Source organism: Paenibacillus thailandensis (genome assembly GCF_042685365.1).
Classification (GTDB): Bacteria; Bacillota; Bacilli; order Paenibacillales; family Paenibacillaceae; genus Paenibacillus_AP; species Paenibacillus_AP thailandensis.
The window spans coordinates 206,831-226,901 of sequence record NZ_JBHUMY010000016.1 but is presented as its reverse complement, the minus strand read 5'-3'; the positions used below and the strand labels follow the sequence as shown (position 1 = coordinate 226,901).

The 20,071-nt window shown below is 49.4% G+C and carries 21 protein-coding genes; 14 read left to right on the top strand and 7 right to left on the bottom strand.

Features of this window, described 5'->3' with window-relative positions; genetic code table 11:
* Positions 1 to 61 precede the first annotated feature (61 nt).
* The 5 genes from ACFSW5_RS16045 (at position 62) to ACFSW5_RS16025 (ending at position 3,382) form a co-directional block, all read left to right on the top strand.
* The gene (locus ACFSW5_RS16045) at positions 62 to 952 is read left to right on the top strand and encodes a M14 family metallopeptidase (protein ID WP_379275023.1); all 891 of its coding nucleotides are present in this window, start codon (positions 62 to 64) and stop codon (positions 950 to 952) included.
* 113 nt (positions 953 to 1,065) lie between these two features.
* On the top strand, positions 1,066 to 1,296 hold the full coding sequence (locus ACFSW5_RS16040; protein WP_379275193.1) for a hypothetical protein: 231 nt from the start codon (positions 1,066 to 1,068) through the stop codon (positions 1,294 to 1,296).
* A gap of 58 nt (positions 1,297 to 1,354) precedes the next feature.
* Positions 1,355 to 1,654, top strand: a complete 300-nt coding sequence (locus ACFSW5_RS16035) for an iron-sulfur cluster assembly accessory protein (protein ID WP_379275020.1) — start codon at positions 1,355 to 1,357, stop codon at positions 1,652 to 1,654.
* Positions 1,654 to 1,881: a DUF1450 domain-containing protein gene (locus ACFSW5_RS16030; protein WP_379275018.1), complete on the top strand. Its 228-nt coding sequence runs from the start codon at positions 1,654 to 1,656 to the stop codon at positions 1,879 to 1,881. The genes ACFSW5_RS16035 and ACFSW5_RS16030 overlap by 1 nt, the downstream gene beginning before the upstream one ends.
* A 106-nt stretch (positions 1,882 to 1,987) precedes the next feature.
* A complete protein-coding gene (locus tag ACFSW5_RS16025) occupies positions 1,988 to 3,382 on the top strand; it encodes a PDZ domain-containing protein (RefSeq protein ID WP_379275016.1) in 1,395 nt (464 codons plus the stop codon).
* Positions 3,383 to 3,455: 73 nt separating this feature from the next.
* Here ACFSW5_RS16025 and ACFSW5_RS16020 read toward each other — a convergent pair whose 3' ends face one another.
* The gene (locus tag ACFSW5_RS16020) at positions 3,456 to 5,483 is read right to left on the bottom strand and encodes an LTA synthase family protein (protein WP_379275013.1); all 2,028 of its coding nucleotides are present in this window, start codon (positions 5,481 to 5,483) and stop codon (positions 3,456 to 3,458) included.
* Between the two features lie 187 nt (positions 5,484 to 5,670).
* A complete protein-coding gene (locus ACFSW5_RS16015) occupies positions 5,671 to 6,867 on the bottom strand; it encodes a YhgE/Pip domain-containing protein (RefSeq protein ID WP_379275010.1) in 1,197 nt (398 codons plus the stop codon).
* 191 nt (positions 6,868 to 7,058) lie between these two features.
* On the opposite strand from ACFSW5_RS16015, the gene ACFSW5_RS16010 reads away from it, so the two are divergent.
* Positions 7,059 to 7,673: a TetR/AcrR family transcriptional regulator gene (locus ACFSW5_RS16010; RefSeq protein WP_379275008.1), complete on the top strand. Its 615-nt coding sequence runs from the start codon at positions 7,059 to 7,061 to the stop codon at positions 7,671 to 7,673.
* A 255-nt stretch (positions 7,674 to 7,928) separates the two neighbouring features.
* Positions 7,929 to 9,365: a DHA2 family efflux MFS transporter permease subunit gene (locus ACFSW5_RS16005; protein WP_379275006.1), complete on the top strand. Its 1,437-nt coding sequence runs from the start codon at positions 7,929 to 7,931 to the stop codon at positions 9,363 to 9,365.
* A 157-nt stretch (positions 9,366 to 9,522) separates the two neighbouring features.
* On the opposite strand, the gene ACFSW5_RS16000 is transcribed toward ACFSW5_RS16005, so the two are convergent.
* Positions 9,523 to 9,930 carry a VOC family protein gene (locus ACFSW5_RS16000; protein WP_379275003.1) on the bottom strand — a complete coding sequence of 136 codons (408 nt, stop codon included), beginning with the start codon at positions 9,928 to 9,930 and terminating at the stop codon, positions 9,523 to 9,525.
* A gap of 341 nt (positions 9,931 to 10,271) precedes the next feature.
* A complete protein-coding gene (locus ACFSW5_RS15995; protein ID WP_379275001.1) occupies positions 10,272 to 11,123 on the bottom strand; it encodes a dihydrodipicolinate synthase family protein in 852 nt (283 codons plus the stop codon).
* A gap of 334 nt (positions 11,124 to 11,457) precedes the next feature.
* Here ACFSW5_RS15995 and ACFSW5_RS15990 point away from each other — a divergent pair, with 334 nt between their 5' ends.
* The 4 genes from ACFSW5_RS15990 (at position 11,458) to ACFSW5_RS15975 (ending at position 13,875) form a co-directional block, all read left to right on the top strand.
* The gene (locus ACFSW5_RS15990; protein ID WP_379274999.1) at positions 11,458 to 12,117 is read left to right on the top strand and encodes an FMN-dependent NADH-azoreductase; all 660 of its coding nucleotides are present in this window, start codon (positions 11,458 to 11,460) and stop codon (positions 12,115 to 12,117) included.
* 214 nt (positions 12,118 to 12,331) lie between these two features.
* The gene (locus ACFSW5_RS15985) at positions 12,332 to 12,784 is read left to right on the top strand and encodes a MarR family winged helix-turn-helix transcriptional regulator (protein ID WP_379274997.1); all 453 of its coding nucleotides are present in this window, start codon (positions 12,332 to 12,334) and stop codon (positions 12,782 to 12,784) included.
* A gap of 27 nt (positions 12,785 to 12,811) precedes the next feature.
* Positions 12,812 to 13,360 (top strand): GNAT family N-acetyltransferase, encoded by a 549-nt coding sequence (locus tag ACFSW5_RS15980; RefSeq protein WP_379274995.1) that lies wholly within the window; start codon positions 12,812 to 12,814, stop codon positions 13,358 to 13,360.
* A gap of 74 nt (positions 13,361 to 13,434) precedes the next feature.
* On the top strand, positions 13,435 to 13,875 hold the full coding sequence (locus ACFSW5_RS15975) for a hypothetical protein (RefSeq protein WP_379274993.1): 441 nt from the start codon (positions 13,435 to 13,437) through the stop codon (positions 13,873 to 13,875).
* A gap of 181 nt (positions 13,876 to 14,056) precedes the next feature.
* Here the strand turns inward: ACFSW5_RS15975 and ACFSW5_RS15970 are convergent, their stop codons facing one another.
* Complete coding sequence (locus tag ACFSW5_RS15970; RefSeq protein WP_379274991.1) at positions 14,057 to 15,079, bottom strand: alpha/beta fold hydrolase; 1,023 nt, start codon at positions 15,077 to 15,079, stop codon at positions 14,057 to 14,059.
* 140 nt (positions 15,080 to 15,219) lie between these two features.
* Between ACFSW5_RS15970 and ACFSW5_RS15965 the strand changes: the two genes are divergently transcribed.
* The 3 genes from ACFSW5_RS15965 (at position 15,220) to ACFSW5_RS15955 (ending at position 17,381) form a co-directional block, all read left to right on the top strand.
* Entirely contained in the window at positions 15,220 to 16,128 is a 909-nt protein-coding gene (locus ACFSW5_RS15965; protein WP_379274989.1) for a LysR family transcriptional regulator, read from the top strand.
* A 359-nt stretch (positions 16,129 to 16,487) separates the two neighbouring features.
* On the top strand, positions 16,488 to 16,670 hold the full coding sequence (locus tag ACFSW5_RS15960) for a hypothetical protein (protein ID WP_379274986.1): 183 nt from the start codon (positions 16,488 to 16,490) through the stop codon (positions 16,668 to 16,670).
* Between the two features lie 195 nt (positions 16,671 to 16,865).
* Positions 16,866 to 17,381, top strand: a complete 516-nt coding sequence (locus tag ACFSW5_RS15955) for a hypothetical protein (protein ID WP_379274983.1) — start codon at positions 16,866 to 16,868, stop codon at positions 17,379 to 17,381.
* 666 nt (positions 17,382 to 18,047) lie between these two features.
* Here the strand turns inward: ACFSW5_RS15955 and ACFSW5_RS15950 are convergent.
* On the bottom strand, positions 18,048 to 18,587 hold the full coding sequence (locus ACFSW5_RS15950) for a C1q-like domain-containing protein (RefSeq protein ID WP_379274981.1): 540 nt from the start codon (positions 18,585 to 18,587) through the stop codon (positions 18,048 to 18,050).
* Positions 18,588 to 18,783: 196 nt separating this feature from the next.
* Positions 18,784 to 19,935 carry a THUMP domain-containing class I SAM-dependent RNA methyltransferase gene (locus tag ACFSW5_RS15945; RefSeq protein ID WP_379274979.1) on the bottom strand — a complete coding sequence of 384 codons (1,152 nt, stop codon included), beginning with the start codon at positions 19,933 to 19,935 and terminating at the stop codon, positions 18,784 to 18,786.
* Between the last annotated feature and the right edge of the window lie 136 nt (positions 19,936 to 20,071).

Here is a 20,071-nt window from a genome sequence, read left to right as displayed (position 1 = left end):
ATCCCGAATGCACATAAACATAAAGGTGATGAAGCTGCTTGTGCAGACGGGAGGGACTTTTATGGAGCGCATTTCGGGTTATGGTTATGCCCAGCTTGTGCAAGACTATGGATGGCTGCTTCGCAAATACCGTTTCATGTCGGGGCATACGATCGGCCGCAGCGTGCTCGGCAGGCCGATCGTTGCCATAAGGTGCGGCAGCGGGCCGCGCCTTGTTCATATGAACGCTTCCTTTCATGCCAACGAATGGATGACGTCCGCTTTGCTCATGCGGTTTCTGGACGAATGGGGAGCCGCTTGCCTCACGGGGGCGCCGGAAGCCCGCTTGTACCGGGAAGTGACGTTATGGGCGGTGCCGATGGTGAATCCCGACGGGGTGGAGCTGTCGTTATACGGCGTCTCGAAGGACAATCCGTATCGGAGCAAGCTGCTGGAATGGAACGGAGGAAACGAAGCGTTCGACCAATGGAAGGCGAATATTCGCGGCGTCGATTTAAACGATCAATTCCCCGCGCATTGGGAGGAGGAGCTTCGGCGCAGAGGAACGAAAGGGCCGTCGCCGCGCGACTATCCGGGCCCCTATCCGCTAAGCGAGCCGGAAGCACGGGCGCTAGCGGCCATGGCGCTGAGGTTTCCGTTCGATACGGTGCTCGCGCTTCATACGCAAGGCAAAGAAATCTATTGGAACTACCGCGATTACGAGCCTCCGTATGCCGAGCGATTGGCGGACCGACTCGGCCGGGCAAGCGGCTATAAGCCGGTTAAGCTGTCGGGCAGCGACGCCGGCTTTAAGGATTGGTTCATTCAATGCTTCCGCAAGCCGGGCTTTACGATTGAAGCGGGAGAAGGCGTTAATCCGCTCCCTTATGCCGATTTTCCGGCCATTTACGGGGAAGTCCGGCCCTTGCTTCTGGAAGCGCTGCGTCTTCACGATCCGGCGCCGGCCTTATGACGGGCTGGGCGCTCGCCGGCCGGCTGCAGTCTCGTCCGCGGCATGGTATAATGGACGCTAACGCTGCAGCCGAACGCAGCGAAATACTCATTGTGATCTGGAGGCGGACTTACATGCGCAAGCTGCTTTCTCTTCGGCATTGGAAAAACACGTTTGTACGCGTATACCGGCTGCTTGCGAACCGGAATGTAGCCTGGAGGGACAAGCTGTTGTTCCTGGTCCCCGTTCTGCTGTATTGGGTAATGCCGGACGCGATTCCTTTTCTGCCGGTCGACGATATTGCCGTTACCATGCTGGCTGCGGAATGGTTTGCCCGATGGATGGAGAAGAAGTATAATAGGTAATGCGATTCACGCTTGACATATGGCAGGACGAACCTGTATGAAGGAGCTGTAAATGACAATGAAATGCAAAATTTCGCGCAACGCCGCCAAAATATTAAAGCTCGAGCTCGACAAAGAGGAAAATGCGGGCAAAAAAATCCGCGTTTATGTCACGCACGCGCACGGCGACCATGCGCATTACGGCCTCGCGTTGGACGAGCCAACGGATAAAGACGTCGTCGTAGCGACGGACAAAGACATCGACGTCATCCTCGAGAAAGGGAACGCCTTTCTGGACGGCGTACGCATCGACTATTTCTATGTACCGCAAGAAGGCTTTGAAATTACCAATCCGTCCTTCGGCAGGCATGAGCATTAATGGCCGTTAACGATATACGCATTTGCGATAAATGCCAGAGCGTCAAGCTGAAGACGCTGCTTCCGAAGCTGAAGCGGCTTGCCCCCGACGCGGAAGTGAAGGTCGGATGCAAGTCCTATTGCGGCCCGTGCAAAAAATACGCATTCATTTATATTAATGGCCGTTATGTGAAAGCCGCCAGCGAAGACGAAGCCGTCGAAAAAATAAAGCCTTATGTGAAAAAATAGAAATAGTGCCTGGAGCTTGACGTTAGCCGTTAAGCTCTTTTTCTTCATTTTGTAAATTGCCCGGGAAATCCGGCGCTAATAACCGTACATACAAGGAGGCGGACGTATGACCGCAATAAGCCGCAGCCGCGCTTTTTATACGGCCGGCATCATCGTCGCATTCGCGTGGATCGTTATCGCGGAGCTGATATGGATTCCCGATCCCATTCGGCTTTCCGGGGGGGCCGAGTGGATCGATATGATCAACGTGCTGTTTTACGGCATCGCCCTTGTTCCGCTGCTTTGGCTGACGGGCGGGATATACGGTTTTGCGGCGGGCGAAAGCTTCTGGAGAAAACTCGTCAGCGCCGCGTCCTTGCTGCTTAACGCTGCTGCCGCCGTGCTGCTGTTCGCAGAGCCGGAACGGCTTCTGCCAATCGGATGTTTAATCGCGGCGGCATGGCTCGTCGCTTTTGCCGATATGGCTGCGGCCGAATCCGCCGCTCCGCGCTCCTTTACGGGCTTGAGCCGCCGGAGCTTACCGAAGCGGACGGTTATTATTTTTGCCGCGACCGTCATGCTGCTTGCTTTCTTTTTTTGGCCGACGCCGTACCGGGTCACTTATCCCGGGCTGACGATGCAGATGAACCGGTACGCGCAGGCCGAAACGGGGAAACCGCACGGCGATATTAACGGCGTGCTCGTGTTCGAGCGGCCGGCTTTTCCCGTCGATTGGCTGTACGCTGCGCTGCTGCCGCATTACGAATTTACGAGGATCAGCGCCGACGAGCCTCCTTTAACCGAGCAGTATACGCAGGTGCTGGAGATGAAGACGGACGCCAACGCGATTGCGGAGGCCATTGCGATGCAGCGGGCGGGCATCGGAAAAGGCGTCGCCGTCGACGGCGTAAAAGTGGCGGCCATCGTGGCCGGCGGGCCGGCGGACAAGCTGCTGCAGGCGGGCGACGTCCTTAAGCAAGTGAATGGAAGCGACGTCTCGGACATCAACGGCTTAACCGGCTTGATGACAAACGTGCGGCCCGGCGATGAGGTCTCCGTTACGATTGACCGCGGCGGCAAAACGATCCGCATGCAGGTCGGAACGCGCGCGGCCGACGACGATCCTGGACGGGCGGTGTTCGGCATTTCCGTGCAAAACGATATTCGGCCGGATACGCCTATAGCCGTCGATTACCGGCGGTATATCGCGCATATCGGCGGTCCTTCCCACGGGGCGATGCTGACGCTTGCGCTGCTCGACCAGCTGACGCCGGGCGGCGTCACGAACGGCATCCGCGTAGCCGGGACGGGCACGATCGAAGCGGACGGCTCCGTAGGCCCGGTCGGCGGCGTGCCGCAGAAGGCGTATGCGGTAAGCCGAACCGACGCCGACGTTTTTTTCGTTCCGGCAAGCGAAGCGGAGGACGCCCGCCAAGGGGCGGGGAGCTCGCTCAACATCGTTCCCGTCAAGACGTTCGACGATATTTTGAATTGGCTGAAGACGCATGGCAAAGGGCAATGAAATAAGCCTCCGGTTCGAACCGCAAAGCGGACGGATCCGGAGGCTTCTTCTTTTTGGCGGCGACGGCCGCGCTTTAATCATGGCCGGTTGGCGCGGCGGCAACGGTTTTGCCGGTTTCCTGCGCATAAAGCTTCCGCAAAGCGGGAACCAGGTCGTTCACGACGATCAGGTCCGATACGTAAAGCTCATCGTTTACTTGTTCGGAAAGCGCTTGGCAGGTATTCATGTCGGCGGCGGAGCCCAACGCTGCGATGTCAAGGCAGCTGTTTCCGCTTTCTCCTGCGCCCGAAGGATTGAAATAGACATGCCCGTCCGTGTAAGCGCCGTTGCGCAGTGCGACAATCTTGCCCTCTTGCGCGGGCTGTTCCGTAAGCAGCGGGGTGCCGAGCATCACTTTATCCGTGGTGGAAATGCCCAGCAAATGCATAATCGTCGGGGCAATGTCCAGCTGGCCTCCGACGCCCGAATATACGCCGGCATGCGCGCCGTCCGGCAGATGGACGAGCAGCGGCACCTGCTTCAAAATCATTTGCTGGTCGAGACGGTTCAGCTTGCGGCCAAGAAACGTTTCGAACAGCTCCCATTCCTTGATCGAATTGTCGTGATCGCCGTAAAAGACCACGATCGTGTTGTCCCAAAGCCCTTTCGCTTTTAACTCCTCGACCAGCACCCCAAGCGCCGCATCCGCGTAATGCATCGCCTGCAAATAATCGCCCATGATCGTACCTTCAAGCTCGCCCGTGTCGAGCGCCTTCTCGCTGTCCGGCATCGTATACGGATGATGGCTCGACAACGTGATCAGGAAGGAGTAGAAGGGCCGCTCCTCCTTGGCCATAAGCTCCACCGATTGCTTAAAAAAAGATTTGTCGCCGACGGACCAGCCGACCCGCTCGTCCACGACAAAGTTCTTCTTGCTGTAAAACGAATCGTAGCCCATGTTCGCATACATGGCGTTGCGGTTCCAGAAGCCGCCGTCGTAGGCGTGGTAAGCGGCCGCCGAGTAACCGTGATCCTTCAGGACGGACGGCGAACAGTCGTAGGAATGCTGGGCGTACATAATGAAGACGGAGCCGTTCGTCACCGGCTGCAGCGAGCAATTGGCGGCGAAATCGGCGTCGGACGTCCGGCCTTGGGCCGTCTGATGATAAAACTGGCTGAAATAGGCGCTTTCCTTCATCAGCTTGTTGAAATTCGGCGTCACTTCCCGGCCGCCGATCGACCGGCCGACGACGAAGTTCTGGAACGCTTCGGCTTGCACGACGATGACGTTGCTGCCTTTATAAGCTCCGAACAGCCCGTCTTGTTCCAGTCTGCGGCGCTCCTCGCCGCGCTGCTTGACGTATTCGAACGCCTCCGAGCGTTCGGCCGCCGTTACGCTTCCGGCGCCAAACCAATTTTGCCTGGCGAAGCGGTAGGCGTCGTAGCCGTGAAAGCCAAGCACGCCCGTCAAGTTGTACAGCGATACGTTCCAGTAGCTTTGCTCGAACAATCCTTTCGCCCACGTGCTTCTGGCGTCGTGAATCGTGCCGAACACAAGCGTATAACCCGCCGCAAACAGAACGGCGCTCATCCCGATGCGGGCGGCTGCTACAAGCGGCGCGGAACGCCTCTTCGGCACGGGCATATCCCGCTTGCCAAGCCAGATTAAATAGACGAGGAAAGGCACGATTAACGGCCAGTCGGCCAGCAGCACCAAGTCTTTGGCGATCATGAGCGTTGAAATGCTCCCGCCAAGCGATTCGACTTGGCCGGCCTGAAACAGCACCGGGATCGAAATGAAATCCTGAAAATAGCGGTAATAGATTAAATCGGCGTAAACGACGAGCGTCATCGCAAGATCGAGAACGATGAGCGCGATCAGCCGTCCTCTGGCCGGCAGCCACAACGTCCAGAACGCGATCAAAGCGAGCGTTCCGAGCGCAACCAGCGCGTCGGTGCCGTTCATCTCCATATATTGAACGTGAATAAACCGGTCGAATAAATAAAGCTTGACCATCATGACGGCCAAGAAGAGCAGAATATCCGCTCCTTTAAGCCGGGTAAGCGCCGCGAGCAGCAGGCGCAGGATGCGCCTCGGCCCGTTAAGCTTCGTTTGCAGCATCGTGCCGCACCTCCGATTTAGCATAGTGCCGATTCCTACATGTTAACCTTGCGTAAAGCGTTTGTCTAGAACTTGTAAATGCAAGGTTTAGAAGGAGGGGGGGATGGCGGACCCGAGACGGGAAAAGGCCGGTCCGTCGCGGTTTTCAAACCGATGACGGGCCGGCCTAGAGAGCTTATTTGTTGGCTTAGCTGGCGCTTTCGGCCGCCCGGCCTTTCGTTTCCTTTCGGGCGACCGGTTTAAGCGGCGACAGCAAGGCGGCCAGGATGCTGCCCAAACCGATCCAGACCAATACGGACACGGGCAGGCTCCACTCGAATTCCTTGCCGAAGAATAACAACTCCCGTAGCCCGTCGGTCATAAAGCGCATCGGCAGCCAAGGAAACACCCAATCCCGATAAAAGGCGGGCATCGCTTCCGGAGCGAGAGCCAATAGGGGCGCTCCAAAAAACATCAGCAGAATAAAAATCGGAATTCCGGCCATCCCCAGCCATAAAAGCACGGCTAAAATCATAAAAAGAAAGCTAAAGCTCGCGACGCTTAAAAAAAGCGCCGTATCGATAAATCGAGGAATATCGAACCCAAGCATGCCGTCCGCAAACCAAGCCAGTCCGAACCCTATCGCGACGGCCGCGATCGCTCCGGCCAGCACCTGCGCGGACACGGCAGCCGTCTTGCCCTTGCGGCCGGAAGTCTCGGAGCGCTTCAGCGAAAGCCATATGAGCGCCGCCCCGGCAAGGCTGGCGATCCAAAGCGGTTGAAACATGGCGACCGGGGCGTTAGCCGACGTGCCGGTTTGGTTCACGACGTGCACGTTTTTGGTTATCGGCGATGCCAGAACCGCCGCTTGCTCGGCCGTCAGCGTTCCGCCTTGTTTTATTATTCCTTCCGCAAGCCCGGCGCTTACGTTGTGATTCATGTTGTCGACAATCCCGTTCAGCAGCTGGGTCACGATATTCGAAGCCATTGCGTTCATGCCTTGATTCACATAGATTTCAATGGAGGGCGGCGAAGGGGCCGGCGTGTGAAGCGACGCTTGTTTCCGGCTGTAGTCCTCCGGAATAACGAGCGCCCCGTAATACTCCTGCCGGTTCATCCCTTCCTTCGCCCGTTCGGCGTCGGGAACGGCAATCCACTTTACGGCGGGTTCCTTATCGCCGGCCGTTTGGGCGGTCATTTTAGCGATCATATCCGCAACCTGTTGTCCGAAATTCCGGTTGCCTTGACCGGGAATGTCCACTCCGCCGTCTTCATTCACGATCGCGATCGGCAAGCCTTTAGGCGATTGTTTTGCCGACGGGATTTGCGCAAGCGAAAAAATAAAAATAATGACCAGAGCGATGACCGGCGCTAAAAGCAGCAATTTGTTTTTCATGAAATTCATGTTTCCCCTCCCGGTTTCCTATAACCGCAATTCATGCGAAAATATATACTTTGTGTCGATTAACCTTCACAGTGTATATTGTATTTGGCGGCTAAAGAAATACCACCGTCAATCCTGAAGGATGTGACGAATAGTCGACACAAATCGGATAACTGTTGTTTTGCGCATCATTTTTTTGGGAGGGGATCGAATTGCCGCAGCAAAAGCCCGATAGACGTATAAGCAAAACCAAAAAAGCGATCGTAGCGGCTTTTACCGAGTTAATCGAAGATATGGGCTTCGAAGCCTTGACCGTAAGAGATATAACCGAAAAAGCGGATATTAACCGCAGCACGTTCTATTTGCATTACCGCGATAAATATGATTTGCTGGAGAAATGCGAAGAAGAAATATACGCAAGAATGGAACTGGCGACAAGCCAGGTCAAGGCGATGACTTCCAATGAATTGAAGGAGTTTTTTTCCGGGAACGAGCCGTTTCCGTTTATTGCGAATCTCATTGGCTACTTTCAACAAAATGCCTATTTCATGAAGACGATGCTGGGTCCAAAGGGGGATCCTTCGTTTCAAATGAAAATAAAAGAAATTATCGCGAAAAATATTACGGAGAACGTTTTGAGCAAAACTTCGAAAGGGGAGTCCCCTGTACCGACCGACATCTTTATCGCTTATATGTCTTCGGCGCTGCTGGGGGTGATTCAGAACTGGTTAAACGCCGGGATGAAGCAGACCCCGCGGGAATTGGCGTCGATTTTGTTTCAAATGATGGTGCAAGGCCCCGTAACCGCTATGGGATTAAGAAAGTGAGCCCTCGATCATGCTTGAACCAGATGGCGATCCATACATCCCGATTCGCCTGCAACCCCGATCCGGCGATGAAGATGGGATTCGTCGGCAAACACTTAACAGGACCGGTCCCGGGGATGAAATGGAACAGTTTACAATAAAATTAAGTTAAGGGTATTGACTTGTAAAACTGTAAAGATTATTGTAACAGATAGCGGATCGATTTCAGGGTCACGCACAGATAGACATTTATTTAGGATAGGGAAGTGGGAATGGATGACCAAGCAATACAATACCCGGGCGATTATGGCGTCGCTGCTCGTCCCGGGGTTTGTCGGTATGTTCAGCGAAACTGCGCTCAACATCGCGATCAGTAATTTGATGGACGTGTTTCAAATTTCGACCGCGACCGCGCAGTGGCTGACAACAGGATTTTTGTTAACACTCGGCATTCTGATGCCGATGACCGGGCTCTTGCTGCAATGGTTTACGACAAGGCAGCTGTTCATCGGTTCGGTGGCGAGCTCCATCGCCGGAACATTGATCGCGGCGCTCTCGCCCAATTTCGAAATGCTTATGACCGCGCGCGTTCTGCAGGCGGTCGGTATGGGCTTGCTGCTCCCGCTCATGTTCAATACGATTCTTGTCGTTTATCCTCCGGAGAAACGCGGTGCGGCGATGGGCTTCGTCGGCCTTGTCATCATGTTCGCGCCCGCGACCGGACCGACCGTAGCAGGTCTTCTCATCGAATATTTAACTTGGCACTACATCTTCTGGATCTCGTTGCCGTTTTTGATCGCAGGCCTTTTGGTAGGGTTGAAGTATTTGGAAAATGTCACCGAAGTCACCAAGCCTCGCATCGATCTGCTGTCCGTCGTATTGTCCACGATCGGCTTCGGCGGTATCGTCTTTGGCTTCAGCAAGGCCGGCGAAGGCGAAGAGGGCTGGACCAGCCCGGTCGTGCTTGCATCGATCGCCATCGGACTGGTCGCGCTCATTCTGTTTGCTCTGCGGCAGGTGTATATGCGCGAGCCGATGATGAACCTGCGAGTCTTCAAGTACCCGATGTTCATCGTAGGGCTGCTCATGATCCTCTCTTGCATGATGATCATGTTATCGAGCATGATTATTTTGCCGATGTATTTGCAGAACGGCATGGGATTATCCGCGTTCGCCGCAGGTCTCATGCTGCTGCCGGGCAGCGCGTTGAACGGTTTCTTATCGCCGCACATGGGGCGTTTGTTCGACAAGTACGGGCCGAAATGGCTCGTCATTCCCGGCCTGGTTATCGTTGCCGCGATGTTATGGTTTTTCTCCGGCATTACGCCGGCGTCTTCGGTTGCTTTCATCGTCGCATTGCACATAGGGTTAATGGTCGGTATCTCCATGGTGTGGATGCCGTCGCAGACGAATGGCTTGAATCAGCTGCCGCCGGAGCTGTATCCGCATGGCACGGCGGTTATGAACACGCTGCAGCAGGTCTCGGGTGCGATCGGCACCGCGGTTGCGGTCAGTATCCTTACAAGCGGAATGGAGAAATATTTGCACAATTCCGCCGTTCCGGCAGGAATGACCGAAGTAGCCAACGCAATGACGTTTGGTTCCCAGAATGTGTTCACGTTCGCGATGATCGTGACGCTGGTCGGTCTCGTCGTCGCTTTGTTTATTCGCCGCGTCGTCGTCAAGCACGCCGCAATGAATCCGATGCATTGATATATTAGAAGGGAGCCCGCGGGCTCCCTTTTCTTGTCGTTTCTCGGTTCCATAACTTTTCCCTACGCGAAGCATCGACTCCCCGTAAACGAACTTCTTCCTGAATGCCGCCGACCGGTATGGCCAATGCGGGGCGGGCTTTTGCTGCTGTTGTTGTTTATTGGGCGTTCGTTCCGGCCGTAGTGATCATCCACCTGACGCCGTATTTGTCTTCGATCTGCCCGTACAAAGCGCCCCAGAATGCCGGCTCCAACGGGCATTTCACATCCCCGCCTTCAGCCAGCTTATGGAAAGCCTCGCGCGCTTCGGCTTCCGTGGCGAACTCGAGCGACAGATTTATGGCGTTCCCCCGAACGACCGGCTCAAATACGGAATCGGACATTAAGAAGTGAATTCCTCCCGCAATCAGGCTTAAGTTAACGACTTTGTCTTTGAGTTCTTCCTTGGCTCCCGGAAGCTGTCCATGCGTCATAACGGACAAAATCTCTCCTCCGAGCGCATGCGCGTAGAACTCCGCTTGCGCTTTTGCGTCCTCCGACATCATATAAGCAGTGAATTTTGCCATCTTATAACATCCTTTCGTTTTCTAGTTTTTGCAGTAGTCCGAGCGTTTCGTGCGAAATTACCGTTGGAACCCGGCCTCTATGAAGACAACGAATGGGATGCGGCAAAATCGACAGCTTCACAAAAAAATTTTCTTTTTTATTTTCCATAAGATTTCTCTGCAAATGCCGGCCGGAAAAGATTAAGCCGCTTGAACCCTTTCACGGGGAAGATGTACAGAGGGATATGGATCCAATGCGGAAAAAATGACGGACAGATTGTTCGCGGCGGAATGAACTCTCTACAATAGAAGCAGAGGAGCCCTAATCGGCTCCTCTTTTAGAAGCGATACCGAACGGGAAGTTAGTGATGATTAGATAAAATTTGAATCCCGTTAACGGAGATTTGTTCCTCGGCGGTAAGCGGAGTCAGAGGTTCGCGGTAGTTGCCGGCAATTAAGCCTTGTCTTGAGAAGAAATGACGAATGACTCTAATCCAACCGATTTCGCCCAGCAGCTCTAAACTCGGCCGTAGTTTCATAAGCTCCTGTTCAGCCTCCGTTTTACGGCCATTTCTTAGAAGCTGGACAATGCTATTGATTTCAAGCGGAAAGAGATTGCCGGCAACGCTCGTCAGGCCGTCGTAGCCTTTCTCAAAGTAATCGACTATGGTGAGGTCAAGTCCAGACAACACTTGGAAATCCGCTCCCAATTCCGTTTTGATCCGATTGACGGTATCCGGATTGCCGGCCTCTTTAAGTGCAACAACTTGGGGATATTGTTGGACAATCCTAATCAGAGTGTCTATTTCCAGATTAAATCCGGTTCGCAGCGGATTATTATAAAGCATAATCGGCAGCGGGGTTGCGGAGCACACTGCTTGGACATATAAAACAGCTTCCCGTTGGTTTGGGCGGACGTAAGGCGGAAAACCAAGCATAATGGCTGAAAGTCCGGCTTGCTCCGCTTCCTTGGCCAGCCGAACTGCGTCCCGGGTGCGAACGGCGGCGACTCCGGCATATAACGGCATACCGGCCGGGGAGGCGTCTTTGACGGCCCGGTAAAGATGAATTCTTTCATCAACTGTCAGTGAATGCTGCTCGCCGGTTGAACCGCTAACGAGCAGGGCAGGAACTTTGTTTTCCTCATAATAGCGCACCATCCGATGAATACTCGTCTCATCAAGAGCATCGTCTTGGCTAAACGGGGTAATCATAGCGACACTGTAAGGCAGAAATTGCGGATTGGATATGGTAATCGTCTCCTCTCAGTTTATCGGATCGAGTTATTCCTCTATGTTGTTTTAAAGGCCGGATGCGATACGTTATTCTATCATTTCCGGCGAACAAGTTAAAAGGACCGCTGTAGTTCTTTTTTCTCAAAACATGTCGCCCTGAATCGAGGATAATTTCCGCTCGTGAAACAGAGGAACAACCGACCTGAATGGGGGCGGTTTTTTTTATTTCGAGTTCTGGCGAACATGTCACAAAATCGATCCGCTATTTGTCTGTATAGGTGTATCCGAAATGAGAATAAGGGAGAGAACGAAGTTGGAAAAATTGCTCGTTATTAATGCACATCCAAAAGTGGATGCCGATTCGTCGATAAGTCTTCAAGTGCTTCATCATTTTCTGGAAACTTATAAAAAAATGAATCCGGAAGGGCCGATCGAACAAATCGATTTATACCGGGATCACATTCCTTGCATTGACCGTACCTTTCTAAGCCTACAGGAAAAAAAGCGGAGAGATGAGCGCTTGACTGAAGAAGAACAGTCGCTTGATTCCCGAATGTCAGACATTCTACAACAATTCAAAAGCGCGAAAAAATACGTCATCGCCATGCCGCTGCATAACTTTAACATTCCATCCAAGCTAAAAGACTACATGGATAACATTCTGATCGCTAAGGAGACTTTTGCCTATACGGACAAAGGCTCGGTCGGTCTTCTGAACGACGGCAGAAACGTCCTTGTCATTCAAGCGAGCGACGGGATCTATACGAACGAGGATTGGTACGCGGAAGTCGAATATTCCCACAAATTTTTAAAAGCGATGTTCAACTTTATGGGAGTCGACTATCAAATCATCCGTGCCCAAGGGAATTATTTCTTAAGAAGGGAGGAAGTATTAGCCAAAGCTTATCAAGAAGCCGAGTCTGCGGCTGCTTCCTTTACAAGGGCGGATCATGCGAAGGGAGCGATCAAGTGACTAAAGGACGTGGTCCGTTTCCATGAGTTTGAACCGTTACAAAAGATAGTACGGCAGCCGGTCATTATGAAATGCACCCCCATTGTTAGGCACGACTAACAATGGGGGTTATTTTGTTTATAGAAAGACGTTTCAGGACATCTGCTTTTTGTTGCAAATGCAACAAAAAGCATTATAATATTTTGTAGCCAAACAACTTGATGGAGTTGAACATATGAAGGAAATTTTACGCGAGATTGGAATGATCGCCAGAGCGTTAGATTCGATAAGCAATATCGAATTTAAAGAGTATAACCTCACCAAAGGACAGTATTTGTACCTTGTCCGAATATGTGAAAACCCGGGAATCATTCAAGAAAAGTTAGCTGAAATGATAAAAGTGGACCGAACGACCGCAGCTCGTGCAATACAAAAGCTTGAAATGAATGGCTTTATTGAAAAGAAAGACGATGAGCATAACAAAAAAATAAAAAAACTTTTCCCAACAGAAAAAGGGGAAAAAGTGTTTCCTTTTATAAAAAGAGAAAACGATCATTCGAATAAAGTCGCTTTAGCGGGATTTTCCGAAAACGAAGCAGAAACCCTGTTTCATCTTCTTCAAAGAGTTAGAAAAAATATAGAAACGGACTGGGAATTTGTGAAAAAGGGGAACAAGAGAAATTATTGATTTTAAACAAAGGAGCGAAAAATAAAAATGACTGTAACAATAAAAAAGTGCAGCCGCGAAGATTTACAAATACTCCAAACAATAAGTATCGAAACATTCAGCGATACGTTTAAAGATCAGAACTCACCGGAAAATATGAAAGCCTATTTGGATAAGGCGTTTAACGCTAAACAGTTGGAAAAGGAATTGTCCAATATCTCTTCGGAGTTTTATTTCATCTTTGTAAATGAAGAAATTGCCGGATATTTAAAGGTGAATATGAACGATGCTCAATCTGAAAAGATGGGTGATGAGTCACTCGAAATTGAGAGGATTTATATACGAAACAAATTTCAAGGAAAAGGGCTTGGCAAAAATCTGTTTGACAAAGCGATGGAAATAGCCATAAAACAAAACAAACGGATGATCTGGCTAGGGGTTTGGGAAAAGAACGCGAAGGCCATTGCGTTTTATAAAAAGTTGGGGTTTGTTCAAAAGGGAGCGCACTCGTTTTATATGGGTGATGAGGAACAAACTGATTTTATAATGACTAAAACTTGGCCTGCTTCAACCCCGGTGCGCATACATGAACAATGACGACGACATGGCCTTTATCCATGAATAAAGCAATTGAAGAGGTGGTATAATACCCTTATTCTGGAGGGTGAAAAATGGGAATTTGGTTTGGTTTTATAACCCTTTGCTTCACATTGCCGTTCGTATGGTTTATGCCCAAGCGCATATCTTTAAAGGAAATTTATATATTTTGGGGCTGGCTGGCTGCGATCACCATTAACATTGATCTTATCTTCGGCTTGATTCTTGATCTGTATGATTCTGAGTCACCATCTATAACGATAGAGGATCTTATCTTACAATTTTTGTTGCCGCCATCGTTTGGTGTTATTATTTTGAATTTCATGCCGTTTAGAAAACGTGATTTCGTACTGTATCTAATCGGAATGACGCTTTTCGCAATAACTTATGAAGTTCTTTCGTTGCTAACAGGATACTTGGTATATAAAGGGTGGGAATTATGGTTTTCAGTGCCGTTTTATGCCTTAGTCATCCTTTATTTGCGAATTCACTTATCGCTTCTTCGAAAGCACTAGACGCAATTAATGACTACAGCGGGAAGAACTCGGAAAGGAGCCTATAAGGCTCCTTCTTTATTAATCGTGTGCGCGGCCTTGGCTTCAGTCTGACGAACCGCGCGATGTCTATAGGCATTGAGAGGGGAGCACACGGAGTGGAACTTAGCGTTGAAGGGTTCAATACTTCGGCCATCCGCTTCTATAAGCGGTTTGGACTTAGCGCCAACAAGTGTTTTAGGTTGTCATCAATAACTTTATTATCGGCAATGTTGATTCCGCGTCCGGCAAAATGCCCCCAGATCGACTTGATAGGATAATAAGCAGCATTAGGTATAAGCTTAGCTTCGTATTCGTTATCGTCCGCCGTGCAGAAGAGATCCGTGCTCCCAGGCATGATGCAGGCGAGCGCTTTAATGCTTTTGAGCGCCTTATCGAAATCTCCGTTATAAGTGGGATTTTCGCTAATATCCGCATTTTGGCCTGTCCATAACATGGCCAGGACATTGTGCGGATCGAGCTTCATAAAGCTATCCTCCCATACGCCAACCACAAAATCTGCCAATGATTCAAATCCCAGCTCACGATAAAGTTCCTCTCTGTAAAACGCATGAGATACGCCCCATCCCGCATAGACACGGCCAACGGCGCGCATATCCGCAGAAGTCAACCGGTTTAGTTTACTTGAATCGAAGCCGACTGAAGCCATGAGCGGAGCTTTCATTCCGTCCAGGACCACATACGTTTGGGGCCAGGTTTTTGCAACTCCGTTGAAAGGCGCAATTCGTTCAACCATGTCTGGATAACTTGCCCCCCATTGAAAGGCTTGAATGCCTCCCATTGACCATCCAACTACGAGAGCGATCTTTTGAATGCCGAATTTTTCGGTCACCAGCCGATGCTGTAATCTAACATTGTCATAGATGGTTACATGCGGGAAATTAGCCCGGTCGAATGGGGGAGGAGTGTTACTGGGAGACGAAGAGAGTCCGTTACCCAGCAGATTTGGAACGATAATGAAATATTTCTGCGGATCTAGTGCCATGCCGTTCCCAATCAACCATTCATTCTGAACATGCTGATCGCCAAAAGCAGTGGGGTAGATGATCACATTATCTTTGTTCTCATTCAATCTTCCATAAGTTTTATAAGCAAGAAAAGCGTTCGGTAACGTCACGCCCGATTGGAGTGTTACGTCGCCTAAATCAAAAATCTCATAATCCATCGTTTTGTCGCTCCCTTCAAAATAAAAACTTACATAGAATGTATTTCTTGTTGTTAGTATAGATTCGTGATACCCTCAATAAAAGTGAACAGATTTCAAAGTAGTATTCAATAATATTGAAAGCAAAAGGGGATAATACGATGGAATTGCGCCAGCTGAATACGTTCCGCACAGTTGCATCAACTTTAAATTTCAGTCGGGCCGCGGAAGTGCTGAACTACGTTCCTTCCAACGTCACGATGCAAATAAAAGCATTGGAGGATGAGCTTGGCGTACGTCTCTTTGACCGCTTGGGCAAGCAGCTCGTTCTCACAACCGCAGGTAAACGCTTTTTAACTCATGTCCAAGGCGTGCTAAACAAATTAGACGAAGCTCGCGGCATCGTTCACGACAATGAAAATCTAAGCGGCACCCTAACGATAAGTGCTAATGAGGTTCTCTGCGCTTATCGGCTTCCAGTCGTCTTCCGCTTATTTCGCTCGCGCTATCCGGGAGTGCGTCTCATCTTCCGCTCTGTTTCCAATCAGCAACTCAAGCAAACGCTTTTTGATGGAACCGCTGATGTCATCTTTATGTTGGACGAGCCCATCCGATCAACGGGGCTAGCAGTGGAACCGTTGCTGGAAGAAACTTTCCGCTTATTCGCTGCTCCAGACCATCCACTGGCGAAACAAACCGTACTACAGCTGGAGAATTTTCACGGAGAAGTGTTTCTGACTAATGAAAAGGGTTGTACTTATAGAACCATGTTTGACCGGGGATTCGAGAAAGAGGGCATAGATGATATTACGTATTTGGAGTTTCAAAATGCCGAAGCCATTAAACAATGTGCAATTGCGGGAATCGGTATTGCCTTTCTTCCTGAAATAACGGCGAAAGCAGAAGTTGAACGAGGCGAACTTGTTGCTCTTCCATGGCAAATCCCGGACTTGCACGTGTATACACAGATGTTATGGCATAAAGACAAGTGGCTTTCACCAACTATGTTATCTTTCATAGAAGCAGCAAGGGAGGTTATCGCTGTGAAGGAAGAGAATAAAATCGTTTAGCCTGTTCATTGAAAAATCCCCGATCCAGAAACAACGCAGGGCATTCTAGAGGCCCAAAACATTATCGTTATAACATATTTTGACTCAGACCAAATGAGCCCGGGTGTATACCGGGATGAAATAAGCGGTGATAAAAGAGGAGCCTTTGCGGCTCCTCTTTTGTTTCATCATTGCTTTTTAAGCAAAGCTTTCGGCAGCGGAGCTGGACTTAGTACCCTGTTTAATTATAAATATTAACAATTGTCATAAAACTGAGAGGGAGATAGTTCCAAAACAAAGTAGTATAATGAGAGGGTACTTTAGAGTAGGTTGAAGTGAAATTACTGAAAGGAATTCATTTGTAAATGTGATGGGAAAATATGGATCATAAACGCTTAGAGCAAGGTCTTGAGAGCGGTAATCTAAGAGAAGCATCTTTAGTTATTTCTGAGGCAAGTCAGCACAAAGATGAAGAAATAGTAGTATTGCTAATAAAACATTTAAGAGTTACAGAAAACAAATTACTCAGAAATGAAATTGCTATTGCCTTAAAGAGCCATTGATGATTTGCAAGACAGAATCGAAGTACTTTCAGATACTCTTGATCAATTTGCAAATGGTAAATAACAGTGGCTCTTAAAAGTTAACAGAAGAAGTTTGTTCAGAATTGAAAAATCGTAACTATGCCGGATAAAGCGTTTTAGAACATTTGTTATTTATTGAAGACTGGGCAAAACATAGGCATTGGAGGAATCAAATTGAAGCGATTATTACTCAGCGGGGCAATAGTCTTTCTTCTTCTGTTTGCTTTTTTGGCAGGCCCATGGCTTCTGATGTACATTGGTCTTTCATTAACTGAAGACCCACCTAGACCTGCATATGCATATGGGGAATTTCCTTTTTACTTGGAGTATGAGGTTGAAGGTCAAGTAAAGATAGTAAAGGATGCAGTTATCGTTAAACATGATGGATTTGGTTTGAGTACAGGTTCTGGGGGCAAGTATATCAAGTGGAAGCAAACCTTGGCTAGTGGGAATAAGGATGTTGTCTTATTTCAGGATGGGGATAAAGTCAAAATTATACATCCGGTTAGAGAGAGAGATTACCACTTGGAAGATAAACTGGAGAACGAAGATAATGAATTCCGATATATAAAAAAGGAAGTAAGGAAGGGTGGAAGAGTTTCCATAAATTATATATCTGAGGATGAGTTGTTCAATGAGTATAAGATAAGATTAGTAGAATTTAAATATGGTGAACCGTTAAAAAAGTAAAACTAGTTCATTTGATTGGGCTAACGGGATGGATAATTCCATTTTGAGGTATCATTAATGTGGTATTAAAACCGAAAGGAAAATCGGGTGGCAGACTTTTTTTAATTGCATATTTATTTTTAGGTATGATTATTTTATATATTGTTGCTGCGTTCATAAAAAGACGAAGTATTAGCTTCTCTTTGTTGATCGTAGGTATATTGTGGATATGGACTGGAATGTACAATGTGTCTGATGATAAATTCGTTTTACAGTTTGTTGGATTTTATGTTTGTGTGGTTAGTTTAACCATGATTTTCAAAATGATAAAAGTAACTTACATATTATGGATGTTGTTAAGCGCTTGGTTGGCAGAAAAGAACCGTCTGATTTAAGAATTATCATCACGTTCGATTGCTAAATAATCATTAAGCTATCGGTGAACGTTAGTTCAATAATACTTGGATAATGAATTAGAATTGATATTATACACGCAATTAGAATCGGATCATTTTTGATTAGCAACGAAGGTACTGGATGATTTTCTTCTATTTCTAGAATTGTTGAACTAACGGGGGACGACAGCTCAATTAGTCATGACGGCAGCCGGTCCATACCAGCCGCCTTTTCTATGTTATCTGGCAACATAGTTTAGTTAGGAAACTTTTCTTCCCTAAAAGTGTCACCCTAATGTTTTATCGAAGTGAGTCTTGATGCCTCGAAGTGAGTACCCCTCGGGTCTGCAACAATTATACCATCGGTGGTAGGGAAGAGAGAGATTGTCACTTTGTCACCTTTTTCTAATTTTAAGATACCGGAAACACTTATTTGATCACCGGTTGGAACTGGATTGGCGCCAAAAAATTCGTCATCAGTTACTATTGGGAAATCGTTTACACGAATATTTAATACCAGTCTATAATTTGTCATCACATCATCAGGGAAAAATGAAACACTAGCAATAATAAAATATATTCCATCTTGCTTTGGAGTAAAGGTCGATGTAGCCGTGTCATATTCATTGTTTATATCAAATATTTGATTTGGATACTGAACTGGGACTACAGGAGTATTGGCAGTAACTGTTTGGTCAGCAGTAGCATTGACAGCCCTAAACGCTGAGGTTCTTACAATAATAACACGACGTTTTTTCTTCGCTTTCTTCTTTTTACAAACGATAATCGTTTTCTTTTTACGGCGCTTTGTTTTTGTAGTCAGACATTCCATCCGCAAAACACCTCCCATGATTTTAGCACATCTCATCCTATGCTTAGACACCATGGGGGAGGTCGGACAGATAACTAAATATGGACTAGACTGGAGTCTATTTATAGAAAAATAGAGGAATCCCTTATTAAACTAACGGGGAACATTAGCTTAATGGAAAAACTTAAAAAGGAGCCTAAACCGGCTCCTTTTTGAGTTAATCATTCTTTTTGTGTAAGCCTTTCGGCAGCGGACCGAAAAACTGGTAGTAGTGGCATTCGATCCGGCCGTTGAACAGCTTCCGCTTTTTGTCGGCCGGCCTGCCGAAGTGGTGCTCGAACGTTTTGGACGGGCTGATCGCAAAAAAAGACCAGGTCGGCAGCGTATTGGCCAGCATCCCGAGCTGCCGGGCCGCCGTTTCGGCGGTTTTGGCGTCGCCCAGCCGCTCGCCGTACGGCGGGTTCGTGACGATGACGCCGTAGTCGCCTTCCGGTTTCGCTTTGGCGATCGGGAGGATGTCCAGCTTGATATCTTTGGCGAAGCCGGCACGCCGAACGGCGGCCTGCGCCACTTCAATCGCTCCGGGGTCGATGTCCGACCCGGCGATTTGCAGCGGAATGTCGTCCTTGACCGCGTCGAACGCTTCTTCCCTCGCCTGCTCCCACAGCTCGTCCGGCACTAGCGGCCAGCCTTCGCTGTTGAACGAGCGGCGCAGCCCCGGCGCGATGTTCCAGCCTTTGAGCGCCGCTTCGACGAGAATCGTGCCCGAGCCGCAGAACGGATCGTACAGCGGCCGCTCCGGGTGCCAGCGGCTAAGATCGATCAGCGCGGCAGCCATCGTTTCTTTGAGCGGCGCTTCGGTCACAAGCTGGCGGTAGCCGCGTTTGTGCAGCCCCGCTCCGGTCGTATCGAGCGTAATCATGGCGATATCGTTCTGCAGCCATACCTCGATGACGAACCGCGCTCCGTCCTCGGGGAACCATTCCGTGGCGTAACGTTCCTTCATTTTTTCGACGACCGCTTTTTTGACGATGCTTTGGCAAGCCGGGACGCTGGAGAGCTGCGATTTATGGGAGCGCCCTTCGACGGGGAATTCGCCGTCGCCGGGAATCCAGGCCGGCCAGTCGATCGCCCGGGTTCCTTCGAACAGCTCCTCGAACGTCGTCGCCGGGAATTCCGCCATTTTGACCAGCACCCGGTCGGAGGAGCGGAGCCACAGGTTCGTCCGGCAAATGTCGATCGGTTCGCCCGTGAAGACGACCCGTCCGTTCTCCACGTATTGATCCGCGTAGCCGAGCTCCTTCAGCTCGCGGGAAACGATCGCTTCCAGTCCCATCGGAGCGGTGGCGATCAGTTGAAGCTTAGTCATTATCGTTGTTCTCTCCTTTATTTCAATATAAGGACTTATAAATATCCTTGTGCAATAAGATAAGGGTTTATAAGCTTGCTCTTATAAATGTCCTTATAGTTCTCGCCGAAACGGTTCGTCCTTAGACAAGGACGAT